The organism is Mesorhizobium sp. M1273 (genome assembly GCF_040318195.1).
Taxonomy (GTDB): domain Bacteria; phylum Pseudomonadota; class Alphaproteobacteria; order Rhizobiales; family Rhizobiaceae; genus Mesorhizobium.
On the sequence record NZ_JAMYLV010000004.1, the window covers coordinates 239,931 to 264,962 of the forward strand.

Here is a 25,032-nt window from a genome sequence, read left to right on the forward strand (position 1 = left end):
CGCTGCCGCGTCTTTTCGATGAAACCGGACCGCAGACCGTCGTCGCCTACTTCCTCGGCGGCCCCTTGCGCTCGGCCGATGCCGCCCAGAGATTGATGTCCGACTCGCGGGCAAAGGTGTCGATCTCGGCGAGCTCGGCATCGCTGAAGTCGAGCGCCTTCAGCGCGCCGACGCAATCCTCGACCTGTTCCGGCCGGCTGGCGCCGATCAGCGCCGACGTCACCCTGCCCCGGCGCAGCACCCAGGCCAGCGCCATCTGCGCCAGCGTCTGGCCGCGGCGACGGGCGATGACGTTCAGCGCCTCGATATTGGTGATCGACTTGTCGTTGATGAATGCCGGGCGCAGCGACTTGCCCTGGCTGGCGCGGCTGCCGTCGGGGATGCCGCCGAGATATTTGTCGGTCAGCATGCCTTGCGCCAGCGGCGAGAACACGATCGAGCCGACACCGAGCCCCTCCAGCGTATCGAGCAGGCCATCATCCTCGACCCAGCGGTTGAGCATCGAATAGCTCGGCTGATGGATCACGCAAGGCGTGCCGAGCTGCTTCAATATGTCGGCGGCCTCGCGGGTGCGCTGCGAATTATACGAGGAAATGCCGGCATAGAGCGCCTTGCCCGAGCGCACCGCGTGATCGAGCGCGCCCATCGTTTCCTCCAGCGGGGTGTCGGGGTCGAAGCGGTGCGAATAGAAGATGTCGACATAGTCGAGCCCCATCCGCTTCAGGCTCTGGTCTAGGCTGGCCAGCACATATTTGCGGCCGCCCCACTCGCCATAAGGCCCTGCCCACATTTCGTAGCCGGCCTTGGTCGAAATGATCAGCTCGTCGCGATAACCGGCAAAGTCCGTCCGCAGGATCTCGCCGAACGCCCGCTCCGCCGAGCCGGGCGGCGGGCCGTAATTGTTGGCGAGGTCGAAATGCGTGATGCCGAGATCGAACGCCCTGCGCGTGATCGCCTGCTTGGTTCTATGCGACGTGTCGTCGCCGAAATTGTGCCACAGCCCAAGCGAGATCGCCGGCAGCTTCAGGCCGGACCGCCCGCAGCGATTGTAGACCATCTTGTCATAGCGGTTTTCGGCGGGGACATACGGCATGGGAAATCCTCAAATCGAAACGAGCCCGACGGCTGCCGCCGCGACAGTGGGGCAGTCGAGCTTGCCACCCTTAGCCTCTCCTCGCGCAAACGGGGAGAGGCTTTTTGCGGTGCTTGGGAGGCGCGCCGCCTACTTGGTTTTCTGCTTCGCCAGCAGCTCCTTCGCCGCCTTGACGCCGAGTGCCGCGGGCCGCTCGCAGCTGGTCTGCATGGCGACGAACTTTCCGGTCTCGCCCGAACGCAACAGGCCGGTCATGACGTCGACGGCATGCAGCGCCAGTTCCATCGAGCAGCGGTGCGGCCGGCCTTCCCTGATCGCGATCGCCATGTCGGCCAAACCGGCGGTGCGGTAGTTGGCCATCATGCCTTGCGAATGCATCTCGTTGGGCACGCCGAACGGATGCGGCCATTTCGGCAGCTTCTTCACCGGCTTGGCGGCATCGGTGTAGCGCACCTCGCCGCCGAAGAAGTTCGGATCCGGCACGAACACCGTGCCCGCCTCGCCATAGAGCTCCATCGGCGCGTGGCCGTGGCTCCAGACATCCCAGCTGGTGTTGAGCGTCACCACGGCGCCGTTCTCGAATTCCAGCACGCCGTGGATCGTCGTTGGCGTGGAGACCGGGATCTTTTCGCCGGCGCGCGGCTTCGAGCTGATGATGCGTTCCGTCATCGGGATCGAAGCGAAGGCGGCGACCCGCTTCACCGGCCCGATCAGCTGGATCAGGTTGGTGATGTAATAGGGTCCGATGTCGAGCACCGGCCCGGCGCCCGGCTGGAAGAAGAAGTCCGGATTGGGGTGCCAGTGCTCCATGCCATGGCTCATCACATGACAGGTGCCGCTGGTGATCCTGCCGAGCCTGCCGGTGTCGATCAGGTCGCGGACAAGCTGGTGCGCGCCGCCGAGGAAGGTGTCGGGCGCCGAACCGATGCGCAGCCCCTTGCTTTCCGCCCGTTTTTTCAGGTCGAGCCCTTCCTTGACCGACAGCACGAAGGGCTTCTCCGAATAGACGTGCTTGCCGGCGTCGAGGATCTGCTTCGAAACCTCGTAATGCACCGCCGGAATGGTCAGGTTGACGATGATGTCGATATCGTCGGCCTTGAGCAGCCCCTCGACGGTCTCGGCGCGCAGTTTGAACTCTTTTGCCCGCGCTTTCGCCGCTTCCATGTTGATGTCGGCGCAGGCGCGCATCTCGATGCCGCGAAACAGCGGTGCCAGCGAGAAATACGCCTTCGAGATGTTGCCGCAGCCGATGACGCCGATGCCAAGTTTTGTTGCCATGCTGGTGTGCTCCTAATAGGTCTTAGCGGCTGCGATCGAGCGGCGGGCGAAGCGCTCGATATCATTGGGATTGTCCTGTTCCATGACGTAGTATTTCGCGGCGCTTTTGGCGCGTAGCGCCTTGATCAGGCCGGGCCAGTCGATGGTGCCGTGGCCGACGTCGGACCAGCCGTCCTCGTCGAGGCCCTCGCCCGGCTTGGCCAGGTCCTTGACATGGACGGCGACGATGCGCTTGCCGTGCTTCTCGATCCAGGGCAGCGGATCGACGCCGCCGCGCACCACCCAGGCGACGTCCATCTCCCAGCCGATGTCGGGCGCGGAGGACAGGATATGGTCCTGCGGCACCGAACCGTCGGCAAGCGCCTTGAACTCGAAATCATGGTTGTGCCAGGCAAAGCCATAGCCGGCTTTCCTGGCCGTCTCGCCGACCTTGGCCAGGCGTTCGCCGAAGCCGCGCCAGCCGGCTGTGTCGGCCGGCCTGAACTCGGCGTTCAGGAACGGGCAGATGAGCAGCGTGATGCCGAGCGCGTCGGCCGTCCTGCACACGCCGTCGAAATCCTTCTCGAGCGCGTCGATCGAGAAATGCCCGGTCGGCATGGCGAGCCCGTTCTTGTCGAGCTCGGCACGGAACGCCTTGGGATCGTCATAGACGCCGCCGAACCCTTCGACTTGGCTGTAACCAAGCTCCCCCAGCATCTTGAGCACGCCCTCCCAGGGCTGGAAATTGCGGGCGCTGTAAAGTTGGAATGACCAGTTCATCGTCTCTGTCCGTTTTCTTGTGGATGGTTAGTTTGGGGGGATGAGTCTTGCGGGAGTAGAAGAGTCTTGGGAGGCTAAATCATGCTCTAGAGGCGGTTACCTGTGGCGGCGTCGAAAAGCGAGGCGCGCATCGGGTCAAAACCGATGCCGACCGCCTCGGCGTTGTTTGGCGTGCGCTCGGCCGTCACCCGCACCGTGAAATTCTGGCCGGCGAGCTTCAGCCAGACCAGCGTGTCGGAACCCATGGGCTCGACGACCTCGACATTTGCCGTGGCTGCGAACGGCCATCCCGTGCCGCTGTTGAACGCCACGTGCTCGGGGCGGATGCCGAACACGGCCGGCCCTGGCACCGGGTCCTTCTCGAAAGCATAGGTGGCAAGCGGTATCCGCACATCTTCGGCGACGAAGTGCCAGTCGCCTGCCGCTTGCTCCAGTCTGCCGTCGAGGAAGTTCATTGCCGGCGAACCCAGGAAGCCGGCGACAAACCGGTTGACCGGCCGGTTATAGATGGTCTGCGGCGCATCGAGCTGCTGGATGACGCCGCCCTTCATCACTGCGATACGGTCGGCCAGCGTCATCGCCTCGATCTGGTCGTGGGTGACGTAGATCATGGTGTTCTCGAGCTTGCGATGCAGCAGCTTGATTTCGACGCGCAATTCCGCGCGCAGCTTAGCGTCGAGATTGGAGAGCGGTTCGTCGAACAGAAAGACATCGACGTCACGCACAAGTGCGCGCCCGATCGCCACGCGCTGGCGCTGGCCGCCGGACAGCGCCGCCGGCTTGCGATGCAAAAGCGGTTCGATCTGCAGGATCTCGGCGGCCCGGGCGATGCGCTTGGCGATCTCGTCCTTGGCGAGGCCGGCAACGCGCAGCCCGAACGACAGGTTCTTCTCCACCGTCATCTGCGGATAGAGCGCGTAGGACTGGAACACCATGCCGATGCCGCGATCCTTGGGCTCTTCCCAGGTGACGTTCTTGCCCTTGATGAAGATGCGGCCTTCGGAAACGTCGAGCAGCCCGGCAATGCAGTTGAGCAAGGTCGACTTGCCGCAGCCGGACGGGCCGAGCAGCACGATGAATTCGCCTTCGGCAACATCGAGGTTGAGCGTCTGCAGCACCGATATCGCACCGAAATTCAGCGACAGGTTCTGGATCGAGACGCTGGTGCCGTTTGCCGCAATGCTGCCGTTTGCGTTCATCGCCATCATCCTTTCACCGCGCCGGCGGCGATGCCGCGCACAAACAATTTTCCAGACAGGAAATAGACGATCAGCGGCACCAGGCCGGTCAGGATGGTGGCTGCCATGTTGACGTTATATTCCTTCACGCCTTGCACCGAGTTGACGATGTTGTTGAGCTGCACCGTCATCGGATAGGTGTCGGGGCGGGTGTAGACGACGCCGAACAGGAAGTCGTTCCAGATGCCGGTCACCTGCAGGATGATGGCGACGACGAAGATCGGCAGCGACATCGGCAGCATGATGCGGAAATAAATGCCCCAGAAGCCGGCGCCGTCGACACGCGCTGCCCGGAACAGCTCCTCCGGCATGGAGGTAAAGTAGTTGCGGAACAACAGTGTGAGGATCGGCATGCCGAAGATGGAATGGACGATCACCAGGCCGCTGAGGCTGCCGTAAAGGCCGACTTCGCGCAGGATGATGACGATCGGATAGATCATCACCTGATAGGGGATGAAGGCGCCGACGATCAGGATGATGAAGAAGGTGTCGGCACCTTTGAAGCGCCAGTTGGCAAGCGCATAGCCGTTCACCGAGGCGAGCGCGATCGACAGGATCACCGACGGGATCGTGATGCGCACCGAATTCCAGAAGCCACGCGACAGCCCGTCGCAGTTGAGCCCGGTGCAGGCGCTCGACCAGGCCTTGACCCATGGCTCGAAGGTGATCTCCATCGGCGGCGAGAAGATGTTGCCGAGGCGTATCTCGGGCATGCCTTTGAGCGACGTCACCACCATCACATAGAGCGGCAAAAGATAGTAGAGCGCCACCACGATGAGCGTGCCGTAGAGGAAGATGTTGCGGCGCGAGAACATATGCCGCGGCTTCGGCCCGCTCGGCCCGTACGCTTCGAGCGTGCCGGGGCCGGCCGGCAAGGAAACGGTATGGTCAGACACGCTTCTTGCCTCCAAACTCGAGATAGGCCCACGGCACGATGACGATGATCACCGACAGCAGCATCATGGTCGAGGCGGCGAACCCCTGACCGAGGTTCTGGGCGAAGAACATGTAGTCATAGACATATTTGGCCGGGACTTCGGAGGCGATGCCGGGCCCGCCGCTGGTCTGGGCAACAACCAGGTCATAGATCTTGACGATACCGGCAGCGATGATGACGAGCGTGGTGATGAAGACCGGCCGCATCATCGGTATGATGATGAACAGATAGGTCTTCCAGGTCGGTATCCCGTCGACCCGCGCTGCCTTCCAGATATCCTCGTCGATCCCGCGCAGGCCGGCCAGCATCAGGCACATGATGAGCCCGGTGCCCTGCCAGAGAGCGGCGATCAATATGCCGTAGATGACGATGCTGGAATCATAGAGCGGATTGAAGCTGAAGCTCTCCCAGCCGAGGCTGCGCACCACTGCCTGGACACCGAACTCGGGGTTGAGCAGCCACTGCCAGACGAGGCCGGTGACGATGAAGGAGAGGGCGAAGGGATAGAGGAAAATGGTCCGGAACGTGTCCTCGAACCGGATCTTCTGGTCGAGCAGGGCGGCAAGCAGGAAGCCGATCACCAGCGAGAACAGCAGCGACAGCACGCCGTAGATCAGCAGGTTCTCGATCGAGACCAGCCAGCGCGGCACCGACCACAGCCGGTAGTACTGGTCGAGCCCGACGAAATTTAGCCGTGGCAGGAGCTTCGAACTGGTGAAGGAATAAAGCACCGTCCACGCGCTGCCGCCGACAAAGATCACCAGCGCTGTGAGGATCATTGGGATCGAGGCGATCTTCGCATTGAGGTTGCGAAAGAGTTGGCTAGGGCGTTCGCTCTTGCTCATCTGCACAGCCGCTTTGGATCGGGTAAGGGCCGGAGGGTCAAGAGGCCTTGACCCGAGCTCCCGACCCTGCGTTTGCAGGGGCGGGAGTGAGGCGGTCGGTCGATCGCTCAATCGGCCGAACCGACAATGGCGGCGAAGCGCTTCTGCGCATCTTCCACGGTCATGTCCTGCTTGGCGAAGAACTCGGAGAAAAGATCCTCCTTCTGCTTCTGGGTATCCTGCGAAAGCAGCTGGTCGGTCCAGGGCATGACATTGCCCTTGGCGAGAATTTCGAGCCCCTTCTTCATGCAGTCGTTCGCCGCCTTGAGGTCGACGTCGCCCCGTACCGGCAGCGAACCTTTCTTGAGATTGAAGGCGACCTGCGTCTTGGGATCGAGCAGCGTGTGGGCCAGCACTTCCTGTGCCTTCGATTTTTCGGGATCCTTCAGCAGCGGGAAGTAGAAAGCGTCGCCGCCGGTGGCGATCATCTCGTTGAGACCGAGGCCCGGAAGGCAAGTATAGTCCTTGCCGGCGACCTGACCGGCAACCTGGAACTCGCCCTGCGCCCAGTCACCCATGATCTGGCCGCCCGCCTTGCCGGTGATGACCAGATTGGTGGCCTGGTTCCAGTCCTGCACATTGGTGTTCTTGGCCATCTTGCGGGCATCGTCCGCGGCCTTGAAGACCTTGGCGACCTCGGGCCCGGCGGCGAATTCCGCGTCCTTGTCCTTGTAGACCTTGAGGAAGGCGTCGGTGCCGCCTACCGCCGCAAGCAGCACGTCGAAAGCGCCGGAGGCCTGCCAGGGCTGCCCGCCGACCGCGAGCGGCTGGATGCCTGCCTTTTCAAGCGCGGGCGCCGCAGCGACATATTCATTCCAGTTCTTCGGCACCGGCACGCCGGCTTTTTTGAAGGCCGCATTCGACAGCCACAGCCACTGCCAGGAGTGGATATTGACGGGCACGCAATAGATCTTGCCGTCGAGGGTACAGCCGTCGAGCAGGCTCTTCGGCTGCACGATTTCCGTCCACTTTTCCTTGGTGGCGAGATCGGTGAGGTCGCGCATCAGCCCGGCTTGCACCAATTCTTCCGCCTGCCGGCCGTGATTGAACTGGGTCGCGCCCATCGGGTCGCCGCCGGTGATGCGGCTGATCATGATCGGCCGTGCCGTGCCGCCGGAGCCGGCGATGGCGCCGTCAACCCAGTGATTGCCGGTTGCGTCGAAAGCCTTGGCGAGTTCGGCGACCGCTGCCGCCTCGCCGCCGGAGGTCCACCAATGGGTGACTTCCAGATCCGTCGCGGCCGCCGGGCCGGCAAATTGCAGCGCGACCGTAGCCAGAGCAGCAGTCATGAGTTGGTATCGCATTTCGTTCCTCCCAGAATCTGAAACGTTACAGATTTTCGATACGGCAATTGCTTAAGGCGCGCAACCCCTCAGGCGAAGGTGGCATCAAGTTTTTTCGAAGCGCGAATAAAATCGCGCGGCTCGTCGGCCTACCGCATCGCAACAAGAGGGGTTGCACTGCAAAATGCAATGCTGCGACGCCAGAAAACCGGAAAAGCTCCTTCTGTCGCTCTTTTTTGCGCCGACCGGAGTGCCGCTCGTTTTGCGCCTGTCACCAGTGATATCGCCACGGCAGTGACAATCTGTAACGTTTCAGTATATAGCGGTTTCATTCGGTGAGGGCCCGCGGCGAACCCGCGGCCGGCCGATTGCCGGCCTGTCCGGCAACTGTTATGCGCCTGACGGGGCGGGATGAATGAACAGGCATCAAGAAGAGAAGGCCGACGAAGCGTCGGGCCGGGGCCGACCGACACTGAAGACGCTCGCCTTCATGACCGGGCTGGGCGTCACCACCGTGTCGCGCGCGCTAAAGGATGCGCCCGAGATCGGCGCCGAGACCAGGCGGCGCGTCCAGCTTGTCGCCAAGCAGATCGGTTATCGGCCCAACCGTGCCGGCGTCCGCCTGCGCACCGGCAAGACCAATGTCATCAGCCTGGTGCTCAACACCGAGCACGAGATCATGAGCTTTGTCTCGGATATCATCTACGGCGTTTCCGAAGTCATTGCCGACACGCCCTACCATTTGATCGTGACACCCTACTCGCGCTCGCAAGATCCGCTCGACCCGATCCGCTACCTCGTGGAAACCGGTTCAGCCGACGGCGTCATCATTTCGCGCACGCAGCCGAACGATCCGAGGGCCCGTTATATGCTGGAGCGCGGCATCCCCTTTGCCACGCATGGCCGCACCGATATGGGGCTGATCCATCCCTACCATGATTTCGACAATTACGCTTTCGCAGCCGAGGCGGTGCGCCATCTGGCCGGCCTCGGCCGCCGCCGCCTGGCTCTGTTGGCGCCGCCGGTCGAGCTGACCTATCACGGCCACACGCTCGCCGGCTTTGCCGATGCGCTGAGCGAGGTCGGCGCCAGCGAAATCCCGTTCAACACCGTTTCGATCGATCATTCGATCGAGCAGATCAGAATGCGGACCGCGCAGCTGATGCGCCGCGAAAGCCGCCCGGACGGTTTCATCAGCAGCGCCGCCGCCGCGACGCTCGCCATCGTCGCCGGCATCGAAGACGCCGGCCTCAAGCTTGGCCGCGATGTCGATGTGGTGTCCAAACAATCGTCGGAGCTTCTGCACCTGTTTCGCAGCGAATTGCTGGTCGTCAACGAGAACTTCCGACTGGCCGGCGCCGAACTCGCCCGCTCGGTGCTGGGCTGGATCGGCGGCGCCGCACCCGGCACCCTGCAAAGCCTGAGCGAGCCGGGCGAAGTGCAGGCCTATCGCCGCCCCGACTAGAGCGGGATACGTTCAAAGTGAACTCCCGCTCCATCTATTTGTCATAGCCGCATTTCTGCGGCGCCAAGTGATTCCACTTGGCTGCAAAATGCGCGCTGCTGACTGGCAACCTTGGGGCCGCAAGCTGACTATCCGCTTTGGCCGGACGATTGTGCTGCGACAGACATTGAACGTAATCTTGCGTTGTCGTTCAATTGGGTCGGTACGAGGAGTCCACACAGCAACAACACAGGTTTTCACGAACCCTAACGAACTTCGCGAAGATGCTATCGAGACTGGCCCCATACATTGACTCTCACTTGCCGATCCCGATCGACTTGATGATCGAGGTTTTCAACACGGCTGGGCGTGCGCGAGACGATTCGGATTATCGTCACGCGGCTGGGGAGATCATGTCCGAAGCAGGCGTCTATCTTCACCCGATTGAACTATCCTGGTTTATCTCTGCCCGGGGGACAGATGATGAAGCGCTAGAGGCAATTCGCCACCGAAAGGCTTACATCACGCGAGCGGCTTCTCTGATTCCTGCTCTCTTGTCCTTTTTTGATGTGAAAGACAGCGGAAGTCTGGAGTCTGTTCTTCGCCAGATCGATGACTTTTGCAGGGATTTTGCCGCCATCAAGACGACGCCTCACGAGAAAAGAGTCCGCAAAGAGATCGCCTCCGGTCTTCAGCGAGTTTTACGTGCAGTCACGGATCTTGTCGTGCGGCTCGACGAGTTCGGACACCATATCGACATTGAGTTCAATCACCACAAGACAGCCATTGCTCGGACGCCCGAAGTCGATCGCTTTGGGGACTCGTTTGAGCCATTTCGGGCCGATCTGAAGCGGCTATCTGTGGTCGCAGAGATAGTTCTGTACCGTGAGCGGATCGGGGGCGGTGGTTTCATTGTCACTGACAACAGGCCAAAATTCCGGGCTGTCGAGTGTATCTACCAGATTTCACTTTCGCAGAACGCACCTGCTTTCGTCACCACGCCAGGTTCAGATTTTGCGACAGCATGTAGCCTTCTGTATGAGATCGCCAGTGGTGAATACGACGTCGGACTCGCGGGAGCCATTAACAGGTTTGCGAAGAGCTCGAGCCGGAAAGAGATTTTCGAGGAGGAACAGTCATTCCGGTGGGATAACAGCGACGAAGGAATGCGTGCGTACGAGACGGATAACTTCGCCGCCGTCAAAGAGCAGACCGCAAAGCTCAAGAATGAGTGCACATTTTGGGAGGAGATAGTCGAGTCCCGCGACTGGGATGTCTTCTCCCGACGCGAGCTGCTCAAACGCAGAGCCGATGTCCTGGAAAGGCTACAACGAACGCTTCTTGAAAACGGTCCCCACTTAGTCTGGGGTTCACAGATGATGCGTGCCTATGGCCCCGCTTTCGAGGATCTGGAGGAAATGCACAATCGGCTTGTGAAAGCTGAAATTGCGCTTGGCAGGTCTCGTCGCCTAGGGCGCAACGTTTGATAATTTCGGCGCCGTCCACACTCCGCAGGACCGTTTGCCTGAATATCCGATATCGTACGCGACGGTAGGATTCGAACCTACAGCCTCACCACCCCCGACTGAGCGCTGCCAGTCGAGTAGAAAGCGGAGTGTTCTTCCGTTGAACTACGTCGCGTCACGGTGCTTCCACCGATACGCAATCAGTACCAGATAGCGTTAGTCCTGTGTTGACGTGAATCGAAAGTGGGTTTTGGATTCATGTCGACTACGGCATAGACCGGCGCCATTTCCGGCGGCGAGAGCGGCGACAGCGTCGCAGAATTTCCACACTTCGGGCGGCGTCTGACCTGCAGCCCCATCCTGGGCTAGAAGATCGATCCTTCTGGACAGGCTCAAGGAGGCGCATCCAGCACATCTTGGCAAGACATTCAGCAGCAAGCACAGGTAGCCAAACACTTTACGTCTTCCGCGCGGTGATCGACGCAGCGGCAGGAGTTGAACCTGCATCTTCCCGCCCTGTTACCGCGTTTGCGGTGGCAGTAGAAAGCGGGGACTCTATCCCATTGAGCTACGCTGCGTGATGTGCCCGGCGTGCCGAACATCGGTAGATTTCTACCGCGGTTTTCCGCCGCCGTGTTGATCCGGTTTTCGCCATTTGGCCAAAATGAGATCAACTGAGCGCTGCTTCCTACCGGTCTCAATTTCCAATTGGAGCAGCGCTGCGTCCCTTTCACGTTCTTGGAGGACAAAGCGCGCAAGCTCACCTTCGTCGATCGGATCACTCCAGACCCGGTGTGGGCCATGGCGCTGATTGGCGTCCCGGATGTCTTCCAAAACAGCGATAAGCCTCCGGCTGAGATGATACTTGGCGGTATCATCCCACGCGCGGCTTTCCATCATCGCCTTCCAGAAGCGAGCTTCGCCTGTCAGCTCTTCGATCCTCCTTGTGACGTATAGGAAATTATCTTCCTCATGCGGTTTCAAATAATCGTTGCTGTTTTCCTGCCGCGATTCTTCTGCATCGGAATCGAGTTTTTTGCGAAGAGTGCTTCGGGCAAATTTACCGATGGCGCCGGCTAGGCTGGCGTCTTGCCCGCCGCCTGCAAGCTCAAACAGCAACGCACATAACAACGAAAAATCCGAACCCGGTGTGGTGACGAAGGCTGGCTGCCCATACCAGATCGCCATGTTGTATGCGCATTCAACGATATGGGTCTTGGCCTTGTTGTCGCCGACATAGAATCCATCTTCCCCAACATCATCGCGATAGAGCGCGATGTCGGCAGCCACCCTGAGCCAATCAAGCTGTTGGTTGAACACCTCGACACCCGATCTCCAGCTGGGCGCCCCCTGTTGCTTGTCCCTCAGGATCGCGACGTGCTGCTCGAGCTCGTGATTAATATGCCTTTCCGCTTTCTCCACGGCCGCCCGCAGTTCTTGCGCCAAATCTCTGATTTGAGCGACATCCGTCCGAATTGCCTTCCTGACTTTTTTCTCGTGGGCTGATTTTGCGACGATCGGAAAGTCATGGCAGCAATCGTCGATGCGCAGCATTATGGAGTTGAGGCTGCGCCCTTCGCGGACACCAAGGATTTTGAGGATGCTTGGCAGTAGACACCACATCCTTTCCAGATACTTCTTCCTGCCGGAGATGATCGCGACCGCTTCTATCTGTGACAGCTTTCCAGAAATGAAGTCGGAGAGATAACCCCGCCCAGGGAGGTAATCGCCCGCACCGCTTAGGATCTCGTTTGCCGCACGTCGCCGGGGTTCGCCGCCAGCACGGTCCTGTACGCTATTCAACAGCCGCAGCATTACATCCGCGGGGATGGCTTCCCCAGTGTCGATGAACGGCAGAAGATCGAGAAGCTCGGTGTCCATTACACTAGATCCTAGGGGAGATGACCTCCATCTTCTACTACCCAGTTTCCAGATTCTACGAAATGCAAATATTAGGTGACTGTTTCTCGGCATCCATGGCGGCCCAGTCTTTTCAGCACCTTCGACCATCTTCGCGAACGAACGGTCACAGAAGGCCATTATGGAGGCAGCAAGTTATAGCCGATTATCTTGGGCGGTCGATCGTGAAGGGCATTTTAGTGCCTTCCAGCGTCGCCGCCGATGACGACCGCTTTCAGGTTTGGGCGACGCGGATCGCTATGGCCGAGATGCGGCGCGTTACCGCCCGGCCGCTACTCCCCTCGTTGCGGTCGTTAGCCCCTCGCTCCGGCACGGAAAGCTCCGGTCCGAAGCTACCGCTCGAAACGAGCATTCAATGCCGCATCGGGGCCTCCGATCCGGACTGCATTCAGGATGGCCAAAGCGGCTTCACCCGCTCAATGCGATATCTTTTCTCGAACTCACGGAGCACCATTTCGAGCGTTGCCTCAAAAGCACCCTGATCGAACATCATCGATTTCTTCGCCTCGTGAAAGTAGCGCCAGTCGGTGAAGGCATCTTGGTGCTGATGCAGAATGTGACGAATGCTGTAGTCGATGTAGAAACCATCGGGATGATACGGGACCACTGACCTTTTGAACTCAGCGTCGAGTTTCTCTTGGCTTTCGGGCTTTAGGCGATCAAACAGCTTCATCAGGTTGTGCGATTTGACAACTCTTGGATCGTCGTGGTCGAAGACGAACCACGCTTTGAGTGCCAGCTCCATCGAAAGCGCCAAAAGCATCGGTTCTACACCGACGTGTTCGCGTTCGCTCAGGTCTGCACGCTCTCCGAATTCTCGACTTGGAAAGCTCTGAGTTTTTCGAAAGATCGCCTTTGCGGCTTCCCCGATCCTAATGGCAGTCGATAAGCGCGCACTCATTAGAGATCCATTGATGTAAACTGGCTCTGGAGCTGACCTGAGATATTCCAGGAACGCAATCGCGGAATTACAATCTAACGACAACTTATAGTTGAGTTAACTGCCGGCTACCTTTTTTCTTACCTCTTTGTGGCACGAAAGCTATCTGGTTGCGATCCTTATTATCTGAACCAAGGTCTCTAGACTGCGGGGCATCCGCGCGAGCTTGCCGGGCTATGTCAGCTCGTTTGCATTCAAATGCTGGCGTCCGGCTAATGAGCAGACTGTCCGCCTTCAGGAACTCCCGGAAGGTTGATGAAGCGACCGCAACGCGGCGCTAGCCTGCCGCTCCGCTCCCCCAAGGACCATGGAAAGCGCCCTGCCCATCGATGCGCTCGAAGCCGTGCGCGCCGAAGAAATCGCGCTGCGCCTGGATCAGGTTCGAAGTGCCGCGGCCCTGCCGGTAACTGTCGAAATAGGCAAGTGCAGATGACAGGGCCGGCACCGGCGAGCCGGCTTCGGCCGCCCTTGCGACGACACGGCGAAGCGACGGATGTGCCTCCTGCATCAATGAGACGAAAGCCGGCGCCATCAACAGGTTGGTGGCCGCGCCGCCGGCGCCGAAGGCCTCCGCCATCGTATCCAGCAATTGGGAGCGTATGATGCAGCCGGCCCGCCAGATCTTGGCGATGACCGGCATCGGCAGGTTCCAGTTGAATTCCTTCGACGCGCCGCTCATCACCGCGAAGCCTTGCGCGTAGGCGGCGATCTTGCCGGCAAACAGCGCCAGCTCGAGATCGGCGAGCAGGGCGTCCCTGTCTGCGGAAATCTTGCTCACGCCGCCGCCATAGACCTTTTCGGCGGCCAGCCGCTCGTCCTTGATCGACGACAGCACGCGTGCCGCCACAGCCGCCTCGATCGCGGTGGCCGGGATGCCTAGCTGCTGCGCCTCGATCACCGACCATTTGCCGGTGCCTTTCTGGCCGGCGCGGTCGAGGATGATGTCGACCACCGGTTTGCCGGTCTTGGGATCGTCGGCGGCCAGCACCTTGGCGGTGATCTCGATCAGGTACGAATTGAGCCTGCCCGTGTTCCACTGGGAAAACACCTCGGCGATCTCTTTCGGCCCCATGCCGAGCCCGTCGCGCAAGATGCCGTAGATCTCGGCGATCATCTGCATGTCGGCATATTCGATGCCGTTATGGATGGTCTTGACGAAATGGCCGGCGCCGTCGGTGCCAAGCCACGCCGCGCAAGGCTCGCCCTTGAACTTGGCCGAGATCGCGGTCAGCACCTTTTCGACGCGCTTCCAGGACTCTTCGGTGCCGCCGACCATGATAGAGGGACCGTGGCGTGCGCCCTCCTCGCCGCCGGACACGCCCATGCCGATGAAGGTCAGGCCCGAATCGGTAAGCTCGGAGAAGCGACGCATCGTATCGCGGAAATTGGCATTGCCGGCGTCGATGACGATGTCGTTGGCCGACAGCACGCCGCGCAATGCCGCGATCTGCTCGTCGACCGGCTTGCCGGCCAGCACCATGATGATGATCGGCCGCGGCGGCCGGATCGCGGCGGCCAGTTCTTCGAGGCTGTAGCAGGGCACCACCCTATCCCGAAGCGCGCCGGCATTTTCGACAAAGGCATCGGTGCGCGCCGCGGTGCGATTGAAGACGGCGATGCGGTGCCCCTTCTCGGCGATATTGAGCGCCAGGTTGGAGCCCATCGTGCCAAGGCCGATCAGGCCTATTTCGGCTTTTTCCATCGTTTCTTCCCTGCTTTCGGATCTTGTTGCTTTGAGCCGCGATTGGGTTGGATGCCCATTCTTGATGACGATGATTGACGGGCCTTCAAGGCCGCGTCAACCGTCTCGCCGAATTGTGTTGCGCCGACCAGCGCTGTCTTCATGGCCGGATATCGATCGGCGCTTCGATCTTCACCATCTCGAAATCCGAGACCAGGATATCGAGCCGCGCCGTCCACCGGCCAGCGACCGGAATGACGAGATCGTCGACGCGCCAGGTGCCGTCGCCAAGCCTCGTCGCCGGGCGCTTGATGGGTTCGATGCCGGAATCGGGCTTTGACAGCACCAGCGTTACCTGCTTGGCGTCGAGCGGGCCGAAATCGCCGGTCATGATGAAGATCGAAGCGGCAACAAGCCCGGCATGGCCGGGCGCAATGCTGAGATCGGCCATCGCCTGCAGCGTGTGGATATGCACCGACGCCGGCTGTGCCGCGGCGATCGCCAGCGCGCGCGGCGGCGGCGTGAAGCGCCAGCCGGCGGCAACGCCGAAGATCGCCAGCACGATCAGCACCTCGATGGCGATCGAGCGGACCAGCCGCCGCTGGACTTCCGTTTCGCCCGCCTCAGCCGGGGCCGTAAGCTTGAAGCGATTGACGGCGGCGAGCGTGAACAGAAAGACCAGCAGCACCAGCTTGAGCAGCAGCAGCCGGCCGTAAGCGGTATGGACCAGCGCCGACGGCGTTTGCACCTGGATGACGGCGAGCATGATGCCGGCTGCCGCAAGCACCGCCACGACGAACAGGATCGCTCGTGAAAACCGGCGCAGCAACGGCCCGGCTTTGTCCGGCTGCCGTTTCAAGGCAAGACCGAGCGGCGCCAGCGCCCCGGACCAAATCGCGATACCAGTGGCGTGCAGAAACACCATCGGCCGGGTCAGCCATTGCGGCTCGGCGGCACTGGCATGCCCGCTGGCGGCAAGTGCTGCGCCAACGCCAACCAGTCCGGCCAAGGCCAGCGGCTTTGCGTCGGCGGGCGGCATGACCAGCGATAATAGGCTCAGGCCGAGCGCCATCAGCGCGATCAGCACCGTCCAGCCGAAGCTGGTGCCAAGCCCGGTCTGCCAGATGACCGGCTGCGCCAGGCGGGCAAGCGGGGCGCCGAGTGCATCCAGCCCCTGGAAACCGAGCGACAAAAGTGCGGCGGCCAGCCCGCACAGGATCGCGGCGACGATCATGTTCTGGCCGGATCGGCCGCCTTGCGCCAGCCAGCCTAGCGCAAAGGCACCGCCGACACCGAAAAACAGGCCGATGTATAGAAAAACCTTGCCGATCCAGATCGCCGTTCGAAGCGCCCGGTCGACAGCCTCGGAGGCGGCCGGCGCAGCACTCGGCGCACCGACCGAGAACAGCACCGAGCCGCCGACCGGATGGCCGTCGGCGGAGATTGCCCGCCAGCTCAGCACATGCGTGCCCGACGTCAGCGCCTGCGGATTGTCGATCTCGACGGTCTGGCCACTGAGCCGGAAAGAGCTCAGCGGGATCGACGTCCCGTCGGGCCGCACCAGTGTCAGCACCAGCGGCGAAACCGGCTCGCTGAAGGTCAGCGACATCTGCGACGGGCTCTGCGCCAGCACCGCACCGTCAGCCGGCTCGGCCTTGATCAGCGCCGCGTGGGCGAAGGCTGCGTTTGGCGCGGCAATGGTGGCAAGCAGCACAATCGCAGCCAGCAGGCCGATAGCAAGCCGGCCGGTTGTGCAGGCCGTTCGCAGGATGGATGCCGCGCTCATGTCACCGCCACAAAGACAGCGGCGCGCTCTTTCGGATAGGGCGCGCCGCGTAAGGATCACGTCTTCGGCAGCAGCTTGAGGCCGGGCGCCGGAAATTCCAGCGCGTCCTCAGCCTGCCCGGCCGCCGGAATCTCGATCCAGCGATCGGCAACGCCATCACATTCCTGCACCACCGGGAAATGCAGCGTCTGGCCTGCCGGCAGGTCGGACGCCAGCGTCGCGCGAAAGACGAATTCGTCGTAGAATTCGTCCGGCAGACTGCCGGCGCTCCAGTCGATCTCCTTGACGCCGCTGGTCACTGCCTGGCCGTAGAGCTGGTAGGACTTTTCGTATTTGCCGTTCTTGACCTGCAGTGTCCAACCCGGCTTCGGCATCGGTTTGACCGAGAGCACCCCTTCCGGGATCTGCACGCGCAGCGCGGTCGTCGCCTTGCCCTCGCAGCCATGCGGCACCCGAAGAACCGCCTTGTAGGTCGAACCCACCGCCGCCTCCGGCGTTTCGAGCGTGATGTGGGCAAAGGCCGCGCTGGTCCCGAGGACAAGAAGCACGCAGCCGGGCAAAAGAGATTTCTTCATGACGGTACCTCTCGAAGCGGCCAAGTCAGTCGTCGTCCTGGGGCGCCGCGCTGCCGATGCCTTGCACGGCGAATTCAATCTGCAGGGGCCCGGCTTTCTCGAAGGTCAGCGTGGCGGAGAACGTTTCGCCCTCCTTGGGCTGCCGCTTCAAATCCATGAACATCAAATGATAGCCGTTGGGCGCCAATGCGACCTTGCCGCCAGCCGGGATTTCGAGGCCGCCGGTGACCGGCCGCATCGTCATCACGCCATTGCTGACGCCCATCTCGTGCAGTTCGGCCTTGGCCGAAATGTCGGAGGTGATCGACAGCAGGCGATCCGCCGCACTGCCGGTGTTGGTGATGGTGAAGTAGCCGCCGGCCACCTTGGCGCCGGCTGGCGTGGCGCGCGACCAGGGGTCCCCGATCTCGAGATCGCCAAGCTTGAACTCGTGTGCCAACACCGTCTGGGCGCTGGCGAACAGGAGGGCAAGAACGCAAAGGGCGATGCCGAGACGCTGCTCGAAACGACCCAGTGCGAAGCGCCTGCGGCTGGATGCGGCAGCGCGAAAAGAGTGAGACATGATTGCTCCGTGGACTTTAAGGGGGATCGCGCCGATGGCCGGTCGCGAACGATGTCAATAAACGCGCCGGCAAAGCGTTGCGCGGCGCGAACCAGAACGGATCAGGCCGTCGCCGGTGGTGCACGCGGATTGGATGGAGTGCGGGCGCGGGCGAAATCGCGATGCCGGAAGGCCGGCAGGATAAAGGCGATGGTTTCGACGGAAAGGCTGCGAGCCAGGCTCCCGGCGGCATCGGGTGGCGCGTAGACCGCCGAAACGAGGTTGCAGCCAAGCATGCAGCAAGCCGGCATGTGCTGCTGATGCGGATCGCCGGCGGGGAGTTGCGCCGCACCGTCATGGGTGCAGATCGTGTTGCCGAAAGCATCGAATTGCGAGGCGTTGGGTGCGACGCCGGAAGCAAACGCGCCGAATATCGACTGGAGCATGAAAAGCCACGCCGCGGCGAACGCGACCGGCATGCTCCATCGTCTCCGGCGTATGGTCAAGAACCAGCCTCTTCACGCAGCAACGTCAGCTCTCTAGCACGGAGCCGGCGGCCGGAAAATCGCCAAAACGCTGCTGCGGCAACGCAACACAATCACGCGCGTTGCGGCTGCCTGCCCTCGGGAATGGACGTCAGCAGCGTGTGGCGGGCCGATTTCAGGTGCTTGCGGCAGGCGGCGTCGACCTTGGCGAGATCGCGCGATTTGAGCGCGGCGATATAGGCGAGATGCTCCTGGACCGCGACTTCGTTGCGCTCGCGCTCCTGCGCCTTGTTCCACTGGTAGTGGTAGTGGAAGATCATGGCGATGACGTCGTAGAAATCGACGATGAAGCGGTTGTGCGACGCCCGATGGATCAGCCGGTGAAAGCGCTCGTCAAGCTCGGAGAATTCGTTGAAGCGCACGGCGATCTCGCGCTCCAGCCGGTGATGCTCGTCTTCCAGGCGGTCGAGGTCGGCCCACACCGGGCTGTCCTCGGGCAGAGCGGCAAAGGCTGCGGCCGAGCGCAGTTCGAACATCTCGCGGATTTCGGTCAACTCCAGCGCGAAGGCGCGGGTAAAGCCTTTCAGCACCCAGTGGCTGTTGCGGCGCTTCTCGATCAGCCCGAAGCGCGAGAAGCGGATCAGGAATTCGCGCACGCTGGTGGTGCCGACGCCGATCTCACGCGCCAGTTCGAGCTCGTTGATCTGCATGCCGGCTTCGGCACCGCTGGCAAGCAGCCGCCGCATGAAGGAGCGCTCGATGATCTCGGCCAGCGTGTCGGTTTCTTCCTCGGGGAAGAAATCGTCCGGTCGCGGTTCGCGCAGGACCGTCTTGCTGCGCTTGTTCCAATCGATCAGCCCGGTTTCTTCCATGCGCGCAAGGATAGTGCGGACCGTCGTGCGGCTGACGCCGAGCAGCGTACCCAGCTCCGGCTCCGAAGGCAGGCTCCTGGTTTCGTCGAGCAGCCTCAGACCGCGATTATAGGCGTCCTTGTAAACGTTGTTGCTCTTCGACATCCCCTGCCCCGTGGCGCATCGGCGTTTGCGGCCAGTGTGAAGCGTTTCTCGCGCATGAAACCGGTACCTTTTCGGAAAACATCATGCGCAACGCTAGTTTTGGTTGTAGAGCCTACTTCTCGCATCCAAAAGACGCGTCGCGCTCTGGCGAAAAAACAATTGCGCAAAAATGTTTTTTCACGATAAAAGACATTATATGTTAAGAGCCGCGTGTCAATCCGTTCGCGCACCCAGGAACACACCCAGGAAGCTCCCGTGAACGCCGCAAACAGCATTCTTCTGTCTCCCGCCGACAATGTCGCGGTCGCCAATGGCCGCATCGAGATCGGCACCGTGCTGCCGGGCGGCGCCGTCGCCGCCGCAGTGATCGAGCCGGGCCACAAAGTGGCGATCAAGCGGATTGCGGCCGGCGAGGCCGTGGTCAAATACGCCCAGGCGATCGGCCGCGCCACGCAAAACATCGCGCCCGGCGAGCATGTCCATTCGCACAATCTGGTCTTCGAAAGCGGGCGTTTGCCGGTGGTGCCGCCGAGCGAGGCAGTGCATGCGACCGAGGCCGACCGCGCCCGCACCTTCATGGGCTACCGCCGCGCCGACGGCCGCGCCGGCACGCGCAACTTCGTCGGCATTCTCGCCAGCGTCAATTGCTCGGCCACCGTCTGCCATGCCATCGCCGACGCCGCGAACCGCACCCTTCTGCCGCAATATCCCGGCATTGACGGCTTCGTCCCGATCGTCCACGGCCAGGGCTGCGGCATGAGCGCCACCGGCGACGGCATGATGGTGCTACACCGCACGCTGGCCGGCTACGCCCGTCATCCGAATTTTGGTGGTGTGCTGATGGTCGGGCTCGGCTGCGAGGTCAACCAGCTCACCCTCTACGGCCAGAAGGGCGTTGCCGCGGGAAAACGTCATTTCAACATCCAGGAAGCCGGCGGCTCGCGCAAATCGGTCGAGAAGGCGCTGGTCGTGCTGGCCGAGATCGCCGAGGAGGTCGGCAAGCTTCAGCGTGAGCCGATCCCGGTCAGCGAGATCGTCGTCGGCCTGCAATGCGGCGGCTCCGACGGCATGTCCGGCATCACCGCCAATCCGGCGCTGGGTGCCGCGGTCGACATTTTGGCCGGCGTCGGCGGTGTCGGCATCCTCTCCGAGACGACGGAGATCTACGGCGCCGAGCACCTGCTCGCTTATCGCGCCGCAACCCCCGAGATCGCCGCCAAGCTCGACGGTTATGTGAAATGGTGGGAAGACCACGTCGCCAAGCATGGCGCATCGATCGACAACAATCCCTCACCGGGTAACAAGCGCGGCGGCCTGACCACCATCCTGGAAAAGTCGCTCGGCGCGGTCGCCAAGGGCGGCCAGACGCCGCTCAACGGCGTCTTCGGCTATGCCGAAAAGGTCACCGGGCACGGGCTGGTGTTCATGGACACGCCCGGCTACGACCCGGTCTCGGCCACCGGCCAGGTGGCGGGCGGCGCCAACGTCATCGTCTTCACCACAGGCCGCGGCTCCTGCTTCGGCTGCCGGCCGACGCCGTCGATCAAGGTCGCCAGCAACTCGACCATGTATCACACGATGGAGGAGGACATGGACGTGAATTGCGGCGTCATTGCCTCGGGCGAAAAGACCATCGCCGGCATGGGCCGCGAGATCTTCGAACTGATCGTCGAGACGGCTTCGGGCCGCAAGACCAAGAGCGAAGAGTTCGGCTACGGCGACAACGAGTTCGTGCCGTGGCACCTCGGAGCGACGCTCTAAGCCGGTCGCAAACACCTGACGTGATTGCCAGGTGTCACAGTTCGTACACCCCGAAAAAGAATGAACATTCCATATTGACTGTATGATGGAATTAATATTCCATGTGACATATTGGAGGAGATTGGCAGCGGAGTTCCGAGGGAGCAAGCTTTCCCGCCCAGCCATTCGAGCGGCCATCAAACATCGCTTGCGCCGACCGAGGTGATGCACTATCAAAATGCGGTAAATGTTTTTTATTGATAAAGTTCCGTTTGGGCCGCGCCATCCGAATGGAGCTTCCGTAACATTCACCGGGCGACTTAGGGAGGACTCCTAATGAAATTCGTGACCAGCATTCTCAATCGCCGCGCCTTCGTGGCACTCGCAGCCGCCTCGATGCTTGCCGGCGTGATGCACTCGGCCCCGGCATCCGCGGCCGACGCGACCATTCCGATCATCGTCAAGGACACCACGTCCTTCTACTGGCAGATCGTTCTGGCGGGAGCCCGCAAGGCCGGCAAGGACCTCGGCGTCAACGTGCCGGAGCTTGGCGCCCAGGCCGAGACCGACGTCAACGGCCAGATCTCGATCCTTGAAAATGCCGTCGCCGGCAACCCGGCGGCCGTCGTCATTGCGCCGACCGAAGCCAAGGCGCTCGGCAAGCCGATCGACGAGGCCGCCACCAAGGTCAAGATCATCGGTATCGACTCTGGCGCCGACTCCAAGGCCTTCACCTCGTTCCTGACCACCGACAACATCCAGGGCGGCCGCGTTGCCGCTGACGGCCTTGCCGCAGCCATCGGCGAAGCCAATGGCGGCAAGGTCGAGGGCGACGTCGCCCTGATCACCGCTCTTCCGGGCGCCGGCTCGCTCGAACAGCGCGCCCAGGGTTTTAAGGAACAGCTCGCTGCCAAATATCCGGGCCTCAAGCTGGTCGCCGACAAATACGCCGACGGCCAGGCCACCACCGGCCTCAACATCGCCACCGACCTGATCACCGCCAACCCCAACCTCAAGGGCATCTTCGCCTCCAACCTGATCATGGCGCAGGGCGTCGGCCAGGCGATCGCCGAGAACAGTCTTGCCGGCAAGGTCGGGCTGGTCGGTTTCGACAGCGACGAGAAGCTGATCAAGTTCCTCAACGACGGCGTCATTTCGGCTCTCGTCGTCCAGGATCCGTACCGGATGGGCTATGACGGCATCAAGACGGCGCTCGCCGCCTCGAAGGGCGAGAAGGTCGAGGCCAATGTCGACACGGGCGCCAATTTGGTCACCATGGCCAACATGAAGGATCCGAAGATCGACGCGCTGCTCAACCCGAAGCTCGACTGAGCATAGCCTCAAGTGAACTGTTTCCGGGGCCTTTTCGCCCCGGAAACATCCCACTCGTGCCAATCGCGAGGCCAATCTTTGGGGGCCAATCTGGGAGGACTGTCATGATGTCGACGGCGCAGGAACTCCATCCGGCCCCAACGCTGGAACCGGGCAGGACCATCCTCGAACTCCGCGGGCTGGAAAAGCGCTATCCCGGCACCCATGCGCTGAAGCCGGTCGATCTCGCCTTCAAGGCCGGCGAGATCCACGCCATCGTCGGCGAGAACGGCGCCGGCAAATCCACCCTGATCAAGCTTCTGACCGGCGTCATGCCGCGCACCTCCGGCGACGTCATCTGGGAGGGCAAGCCTGCCGCATTGGCAACGCCGCATGAGGCGATGGCGCTCGGCATCAATGCCGTGCATCAGGAAGTCGTCCTGTGCCGCCATCTCACCGTCGCCGCGAACATGTTCCTCGGCGAGGAGGATTCCCGCTTCGGCATCCTGCAGCAGCGGGCGATGGTCAGGCAGGCGCAGAAGATCATCGACGATCTCGGCTTCGACCTGCCGGCGCATGTCATGCTGGGTGACCTGACCATCGGCCAGCAGCAGTTGATCGCCGCCGCCCGCGCCACAGTGCGCGGCACTAAATTCCTGATCTTCGACGAGCCGACCGCCTATCTTACCCGCAAGGAGGCCGACCAGCTGTTCACGCTGATCCGCCGGCTGAAGGGCGAAGGCGTCACCATCATCTACATCAGCCATCGCATGGAAGAAGTGTTCGAGCTCGCCGACCGCGTCTCGGTGCTGCGCGACGGCACGCTGGTCGGCACCAGGAATATTGCCGAGACCAATGACGCCGAGCTGGTCAAGATGATGATCAACCGCTCGATCGAGCAGGTCTACCACAAGGAGCATTTCACCCCCGGCGCGACCATCGTCGAAACCAGGAACCTGTCCGGCAAGGGTTTCGAAAATGTCTCGATGTCCGTCCGCGCCGGCGAGATCGTCGGCCTTTACGGCCTGATCGGCGCCGGGCGCAGCGAGTTCGTCACCACGCTCTATGGCCGGCACCGCAAATCGGCCGGCCAGATCCTCTGGGAGGGCAAGGAGGTCAAGGTCAATTCCGAACATGACGCGATCAGGCTCGGCATGGCGCTGGCCCCGGAAAGCCGCCGCGACCAGGGCCTCTGCCTCAACCTGCCGGTCGGACTCAACCTCAATCTGCCGATCTACAAGCGCATCTCGAGCAATCTGCTGATCTCCCGCGCGCAGGAAAAGGCGCAAGCCGATCGCCAGATCGCCGACCTGCGCATCAAGACGCCGACGCGCGGCGCGCTGGCCTCCAGCCTGTCCGGCGGTAACCAGCAGAAGATCGTCATCGGCAAATGGCTCGCCCATGGCGCCAAGCTATTCATCTTCGACGAGCCGACTGTCGGCGTCGACGTCGGCACCAAGGCCGAGATCTACCGCCTGTTCGGCGCGCTGTTGTCCAAGGGAGCCGGCATCATCCTGATCTCGTCCTACCTGCCCGAGGTTTATGAACTGGCCGACACGCTGCACGTGTTCCGGCGCGGCAAGCTGGTGGCCACGCACGGCTTTCGTACCGCTGACCACGAGGAGATCCTCACCCAGGCGCTGGCCGAGAAACAAGAAAAACCGGGAGGACGGACATGAGCACCGAGGCGATCGCTGCCGAAAGGCCGAAACGCAACTACAACGCCCTGTTCGGGCTGACACTGCTGGCGCTGCTGGTTCTTTTATGGATCATCCTGTCGGTGGCGACGCCGAGCTTCGCCTCGGCCAACAACATCTCGAACCTGTTGCGGCAAGGGTCGATGATCGCCATCCTGGCGGTCGGCCAGACCTTCGTCATCATCACCGGCGGCATCGACCTTTCCGTCGGCGCCGTGGTCGGCTTCGCCACCGTCATCGTCGCGATGCTGATCAACGCCGGCATACCGGTTTTCCTCGCCATCCTGATCACCTTACTGGTCGGCGTCGCCATCGGCATGTTCCATGGGTTCGGCATCGTCAAGATGGGCCTGCCGCCCTTCATCATCACCCTGGCAACGCTGACCTCGCTGCGCGGCATCGGTCTGTTGATGACCAACGGCAACTCGATCTCGATCAACAACGACGCCTTCCAGACGTTCTCGCGCAGTTCCTTCGCCGGCGTCCCCAATCTGTTCTGGATGGTGATCCTGGTCGGCATCCCAGCCTACATCTTCCTGCACCACAGCCGCTGGGGCCGCTATCTGTTCTCGGTCGGCTCCAACGCCGAGGCGTCGCGCCTGTCAGGCGTCAACGTCCAGCGCACCATCTACATGGCCTACACGCTGTCGGGCCTGTGTGCGGCCTTCGTCGGCGTGCTGCTCGCCTCGCGCATCGGCATCGGCAATCCGACGCAGGCCGAGGGCTGGGAATTGCAGGCGATCGCCTCCTCGGTGATCGGCGGCACCTCGCTGTTCGGCGCTGTCGGCTCCGTGCACGGACCGCTGCTCGGCGCCTTCATCCTTGCCACCATCAACAACGGCGCCAATCTGCTCAACGTCAACGCCTTCTGGCAGCGCATCATCACCGGCGTGCTGATCATCGTCATCGTCTATTTCGACGGGCTGCGCCGCCGCGGCAAATAGACTGCCTCCCAACA

Annotated in this window: 22 protein-coding genes and 2 tRNA genes; 6 read left to right on the forward strand and 18 right to left on the reverse strand. The window is 61.9% G+C overall.

All coding sequences use genetic code 11. The features are described 5' to 3' along the window. Nucleotides 1-46 precede the first annotated feature (46 nt). The 7 genes from mgrA to NKH30_RS07110 all read right to left on the reverse strand — a co-directional run bounded on the left by mgrA (nt 47) and on the right by NKH30_RS07110 (nt 7,493). Nucleotides 47-1,093: an L-glyceraldehyde 3-phosphate reductase gene (gene mgrA, locus NKH30_RS07080; RefSeq protein ID WP_352502630.1), complete on the reverse strand. Its 1,047-nt coding sequence runs from the start codon at nt 1,091-1,093 to the stop codon at nt 47-49. A 129-nt stretch (nt 1,094-1,222) separates the two neighbouring features. After that, nucleotides 1,223-2,371 carry a Gfo/Idh/MocA family protein gene (locus NKH30_RS07085; protein ID WP_352613089.1) on the reverse strand — a complete coding sequence of 383 codons (1,149 nt, stop codon included), beginning with the start codon at nt 2,369-2,371 and terminating at the stop codon, nt 1,223-1,225. 12 nt (nt 2,372-2,383) lie between these two features. Next, nucleotides 2,384-3,130 (reverse strand): sugar phosphate isomerase/epimerase family protein, encoded by a 747-nt coding sequence (locus tag NKH30_RS07090; RefSeq protein ID WP_352980602.1) that lies wholly within the window; start codon nt 3,128-3,130, stop codon nt 2,384-2,386. 86 nt (nt 3,131-3,216) lie between these two features. Beyond that, nucleotides 3,217-4,329, reverse strand: coding sequence for an ABC transporter ATP-binding protein (locus NKH30_RS07095; protein ID WP_352448362.1), 1,113 nt, complete (start codon nt 4,327-4,329; stop codon nt 3,217-3,219). A gap of 5 nt (nt 4,330-4,334) precedes the next feature. Beyond that, nucleotides 4,335-5,264, reverse strand: coding sequence for a carbohydrate ABC transporter permease (locus tag NKH30_RS07100; protein WP_023675222.1), 930 nt, complete (start codon nt 5,262-5,264; stop codon nt 4,335-4,337). Continuing rightward, a complete protein-coding gene (locus NKH30_RS07105; RefSeq protein WP_023675221.1) occupies nt 5,257-6,150 on the reverse strand; it encodes a carbohydrate ABC transporter permease in 894 nt (297 codons plus the stop codon). Before NKH30_RS07105 ends, NKH30_RS07100 begins: the two co-directional genes overlap by 8 nt. A 107-nt stretch (nt 6,151-6,257) precedes the next feature. Continuing rightward, nucleotides 6,258-7,493 carry an ABC transporter substrate-binding protein gene (locus NKH30_RS07110; protein WP_352994692.1) on the reverse strand — a complete coding sequence of 412 codons (1,236 nt, stop codon included), beginning with the start codon at nt 7,491-7,493 and terminating at the stop codon, nt 6,258-6,260. Between the two features lie 394 nt (nt 7,494-7,887). On the opposite strand from NKH30_RS07110, the gene NKH30_RS07115 reads away from it, so the two are divergent. Together NKH30_RS07115 and NKH30_RS07120 are read left to right on the forward strand one after the other, a co-directional pair. Beyond that, nucleotides 7,888-8,937, forward strand: a complete 1,050-nt coding sequence (locus NKH30_RS07115; RefSeq protein ID WP_352994695.1) for a LacI family transcriptional regulator — start codon at nt 7,888-7,890, stop codon at nt 8,935-8,937. A 320-nt stretch (nt 8,938-9,257) separates the two neighbouring features. Then, nucleotides 9,258-10,403 (forward strand): hypothetical protein, encoded by a 1,146-nt coding sequence (locus NKH30_RS07120; protein ID WP_352994698.1) that lies wholly within the window; start codon nt 9,258-9,260, stop codon nt 10,401-10,403. Nucleotides 10,404-10,459: 56 nt separating this feature from the next. On the opposite strand, the gene NKH30_RS07125 is transcribed toward NKH30_RS07120, so the two are convergent. From NKH30_RS07125 to NKH30_RS07175, 11 genes are all read right to left on the reverse strand, one after another. Then, a tRNA-Arg gene (locus NKH30_RS07125) sits at nt 10,460-10,557 on the reverse strand. A 305-nt stretch (nt 10,558-10,862) separates the two neighbouring features. Further along, nucleotides 10,863-10,960, reverse strand: a tRNA-Arg gene (locus tag NKH30_RS07130). Between the two features lie 34 nt (nt 10,961-10,994). Next, nucleotides 10,995-12,263: a hypothetical protein gene (locus NKH30_RS07135; protein WP_352994701.1), complete on the reverse strand. Its 1,269-nt coding sequence runs from the start codon at nt 12,261-12,263 to the stop codon at nt 10,995-10,997. A 427-nt stretch (nt 12,264-12,690) separates the two neighbouring features. Continuing rightward, on the reverse strand, nt 12,691-13,203 hold the full coding sequence (locus NKH30_RS07140) for a hypothetical protein (RefSeq protein WP_352994704.1): 513 nt from the start codon (nt 13,201-13,203) through the stop codon (nt 12,691-12,693). A gap of 316 nt (nt 13,204-13,519) precedes the next feature. Continuing rightward, a complete protein-coding gene (gene gnd, locus NKH30_RS07145; protein ID WP_352994707.1) occupies nt 13,520-14,944 on the reverse strand; it encodes an NADP-dependent phosphogluconate dehydrogenase in 1,425 nt (474 codons plus the stop codon). Beyond that, nucleotides 14,926-15,087 carry a hypothetical protein gene (locus NKH30_RS07150; protein WP_352994710.1) on the reverse strand — a complete coding sequence of 54 codons (162 nt, stop codon included), beginning with the start codon at nt 15,085-15,087 and terminating at the stop codon, nt 14,926-14,928. The genes gnd and NKH30_RS07150 overlap by 19 nt, the downstream gene beginning before the upstream one ends. Next, nucleotides 15,084-16,709 carry a copper resistance CopC/CopD family protein gene (locus NKH30_RS07155; RefSeq protein WP_352994713.1) on the reverse strand — a complete coding sequence of 542 codons (1,626 nt, stop codon included), beginning with the start codon at nt 16,707-16,709 and terminating at the stop codon, nt 15,084-15,086. The genes NKH30_RS07150 and NKH30_RS07155 overlap by 4 nt, the downstream gene beginning before the upstream one ends. A gap of 56 nt (nt 16,710-16,765) precedes the next feature. Then, nucleotides 16,766-17,284 carry a YcnI family copper-binding membrane protein gene (locus tag NKH30_RS07160; protein WP_352994716.1) on the reverse strand — a complete coding sequence of 173 codons (519 nt, stop codon included), beginning with the start codon at nt 17,282-17,284 and terminating at the stop codon, nt 16,766-16,768. A 25-nt stretch (nt 17,285-17,309) separates the two neighbouring features. After that, on the reverse strand, nt 17,310-17,846 hold the full coding sequence (locus NKH30_RS07165; RefSeq protein WP_352994719.1) for a copper chaperone PCu(A)C: 537 nt from the start codon (nt 17,844-17,846) through the stop codon (nt 17,310-17,312). Nucleotides 17,847-17,947: 101 nt separating this feature from the next. Further along, on the reverse strand, nt 17,948-18,304 hold the full coding sequence (locus NKH30_RS07170) for a DUF2946 family protein (RefSeq protein WP_352502615.1): 357 nt from the start codon (nt 18,302-18,304) through the stop codon (nt 17,948-17,950). Nucleotides 18,305-18,423: 119 nt separating this feature from the next. Continuing rightward, on the reverse strand, nt 18,424-19,326 hold the full coding sequence (locus NKH30_RS07175) for a GntR family transcriptional regulator (RefSeq protein ID WP_352448373.1): 903 nt from the start codon (nt 19,324-19,326) through the stop codon (nt 18,424-18,426). 255 nt (nt 19,327-19,581) lie between these two features. Between NKH30_RS07175 and NKH30_RS07180 the strand changes: the two genes are divergently transcribed. The 4 genes from NKH30_RS07180 to NKH30_RS07195 all read left to right on the forward strand — a co-directional run bounded on the left by NKH30_RS07180 (nt 19,582) and on the right by NKH30_RS07195 (nt 25,018). After that, on the forward strand, nt 19,582-21,087 hold the full coding sequence (locus NKH30_RS07180) for a UxaA family hydrolase (RefSeq protein ID WP_352994721.1): 1,506 nt from the start codon (nt 19,582-19,584) through the stop codon (nt 21,085-21,087). Between the two features lie 315 nt (nt 21,088-21,402). Beyond that, entirely contained in the window at nt 21,403-22,398 is a 996-nt protein-coding gene (locus NKH30_RS07185; protein WP_352994724.1) for an ABC transporter substrate-binding protein, read from the forward strand. A 104-nt stretch (nt 22,399-22,502) separates the two neighbouring features. Further along, a complete protein-coding gene (locus NKH30_RS07190; protein WP_352767861.1) occupies nt 22,503-24,056 on the forward strand; it encodes a sugar ABC transporter ATP-binding protein in 1,554 nt (517 codons plus the stop codon). After that, nucleotides 24,053-25,018: an ABC transporter permease gene (locus NKH30_RS07195; protein ID WP_352767863.1), complete on the forward strand. Its 966-nt coding sequence runs from the start codon at nt 24,053-24,055 to the stop codon at nt 25,016-25,018. Before NKH30_RS07190 ends, NKH30_RS07195 begins: the two co-directional genes overlap by 4 nt. Nucleotides 25,019-25,032 lie beyond the last annotated feature (14 nt).

Excerpts from the sequence above, each read along its gene's own strand:
- mgrA (WP_352502630.1), bottom strand. The coding sequence starts at position 1,093 with ATGCCGTATGTCCCCGCCGAAAACCGCTATGACAAGATGGTCTACAAT.
- NKH30_RS07085 (WP_352613089.1), bottom strand. The coding sequence starts at position 2,371 with ATGGCAACAAAACTTGGCATCGGCGTCATCGGCTGCGGCAACATCTCG.
- NKH30_RS07090 (WP_352980602.1), bottom strand. The coding sequence starts at position 3,130 with ATGAACTGGTCATTCCAACTTTACAGCGCCCGCAATTTCCAGCCCTGG.
- NKH30_RS07095 (WP_352448362.1), bottom strand. The coding sequence starts at position 4,329 with ATGAACGCAAACGGCAGCATTGCGGCAAACGGCACCAGCGTCTCGATC.
- NKH30_RS07105 (WP_023675221.1), bottom strand. The coding sequence starts at position 6,150 with ATGAGCAAGAGCGAACGCCCTAGCCAACTCTTTCGCAACCTCAATGCG.
- NKH30_RS07110 (WP_352994692.1), bottom strand. The coding sequence starts at position 7,493 with ATGCGATACCAACTCATGACTGCTGCTCTGGCTACGGTCGCGCTGCAA.
- NKH30_RS07115 (WP_352994695.1), top strand. The coding sequence starts at position 7,888 with ATGAACAGGCATCAAGAAGAGAAGGCCGACGAAGCGTCGGGCCGGGGC.
- NKH30_RS07120 (WP_352994698.1), top strand. The coding sequence starts at position 9,258 with ATGATCGAGGTTTTCAACACGGCTGGGCGTGCGCGAGACGATTCGGAT.
- NKH30_RS07135 (WP_352994701.1), bottom strand. The coding sequence starts at position 12,263 with ATGGACACCGAGCTTCTCGATCTTCTGCCGTTCATCGACACTGGGGAA.
- NKH30_RS07140 (WP_352994704.1), bottom strand. The coding sequence starts at position 13,203 with ATGAGTGCGCGCTTATCGACTGCCATTAGGATCGGGGAAGCCGCAAAG.
- gnd (WP_352994707.1), bottom strand. The coding sequence starts at position 14,944 with ATGGAAAAAGCCGAAATAGGCCTGATCGGCCTTGGCACGATGGGCTCC.
- NKH30_RS07150 (WP_352994710.1), bottom strand. The coding sequence starts at position 15,087 with ATGAAGACAGCGCTGGTCGGCGCAACACAATTCGGCGAGACGGTTGAC.
- NKH30_RS07155 (WP_352994713.1), bottom strand. The coding sequence starts at position 16,709 with ATGAGCGCGGCATCCATCCTGCGAACGGCCTGCACAACCGGCCGGCTT.
- NKH30_RS07160 (WP_352994716.1), bottom strand. The coding sequence starts at position 17,284 with ATGAAGAAATCTCTTTTGCCCGGCTGCGTGCTTCTTGTCCTCGGGACC.
- NKH30_RS07165 (WP_352994719.1), bottom strand. The coding sequence starts at position 17,846 with ATGTCTCACTCTTTTCGCGCTGCCGCATCCAGCCGCAGGCGCTTCGCA.
- NKH30_RS07170 (WP_352502615.1), bottom strand. The coding sequence starts at position 18,304 with ATGCCGGTCGCGTTCGCCGCGGCGTGGCTTTTCATGCTCCAGTCGATA.
- NKH30_RS07175 (WP_352448373.1), bottom strand. The coding sequence starts at position 19,326 with ATGTCGAAGAGCAACAACGTTTACAAGGACGCCTATAATCGCGGTCTG.
- NKH30_RS07185 (WP_352994724.1), top strand. The coding sequence starts at position 21,403 with ATGAAATTCGTGACCAGCATTCTCAATCGCCGCGCCTTCGTGGCACTC.
- NKH30_RS07190 (WP_352767861.1), top strand. The coding sequence starts at position 22,503 with ATGATGTCGACGGCGCAGGAACTCCATCCGGCCCCAACGCTGGAACCG.
- NKH30_RS07195 (WP_352767863.1), top strand. The coding sequence starts at position 24,053 with ATGAGCACCGAGGCGATCGCTGCCGAAAGGCCGAAACGCAACTACAAC.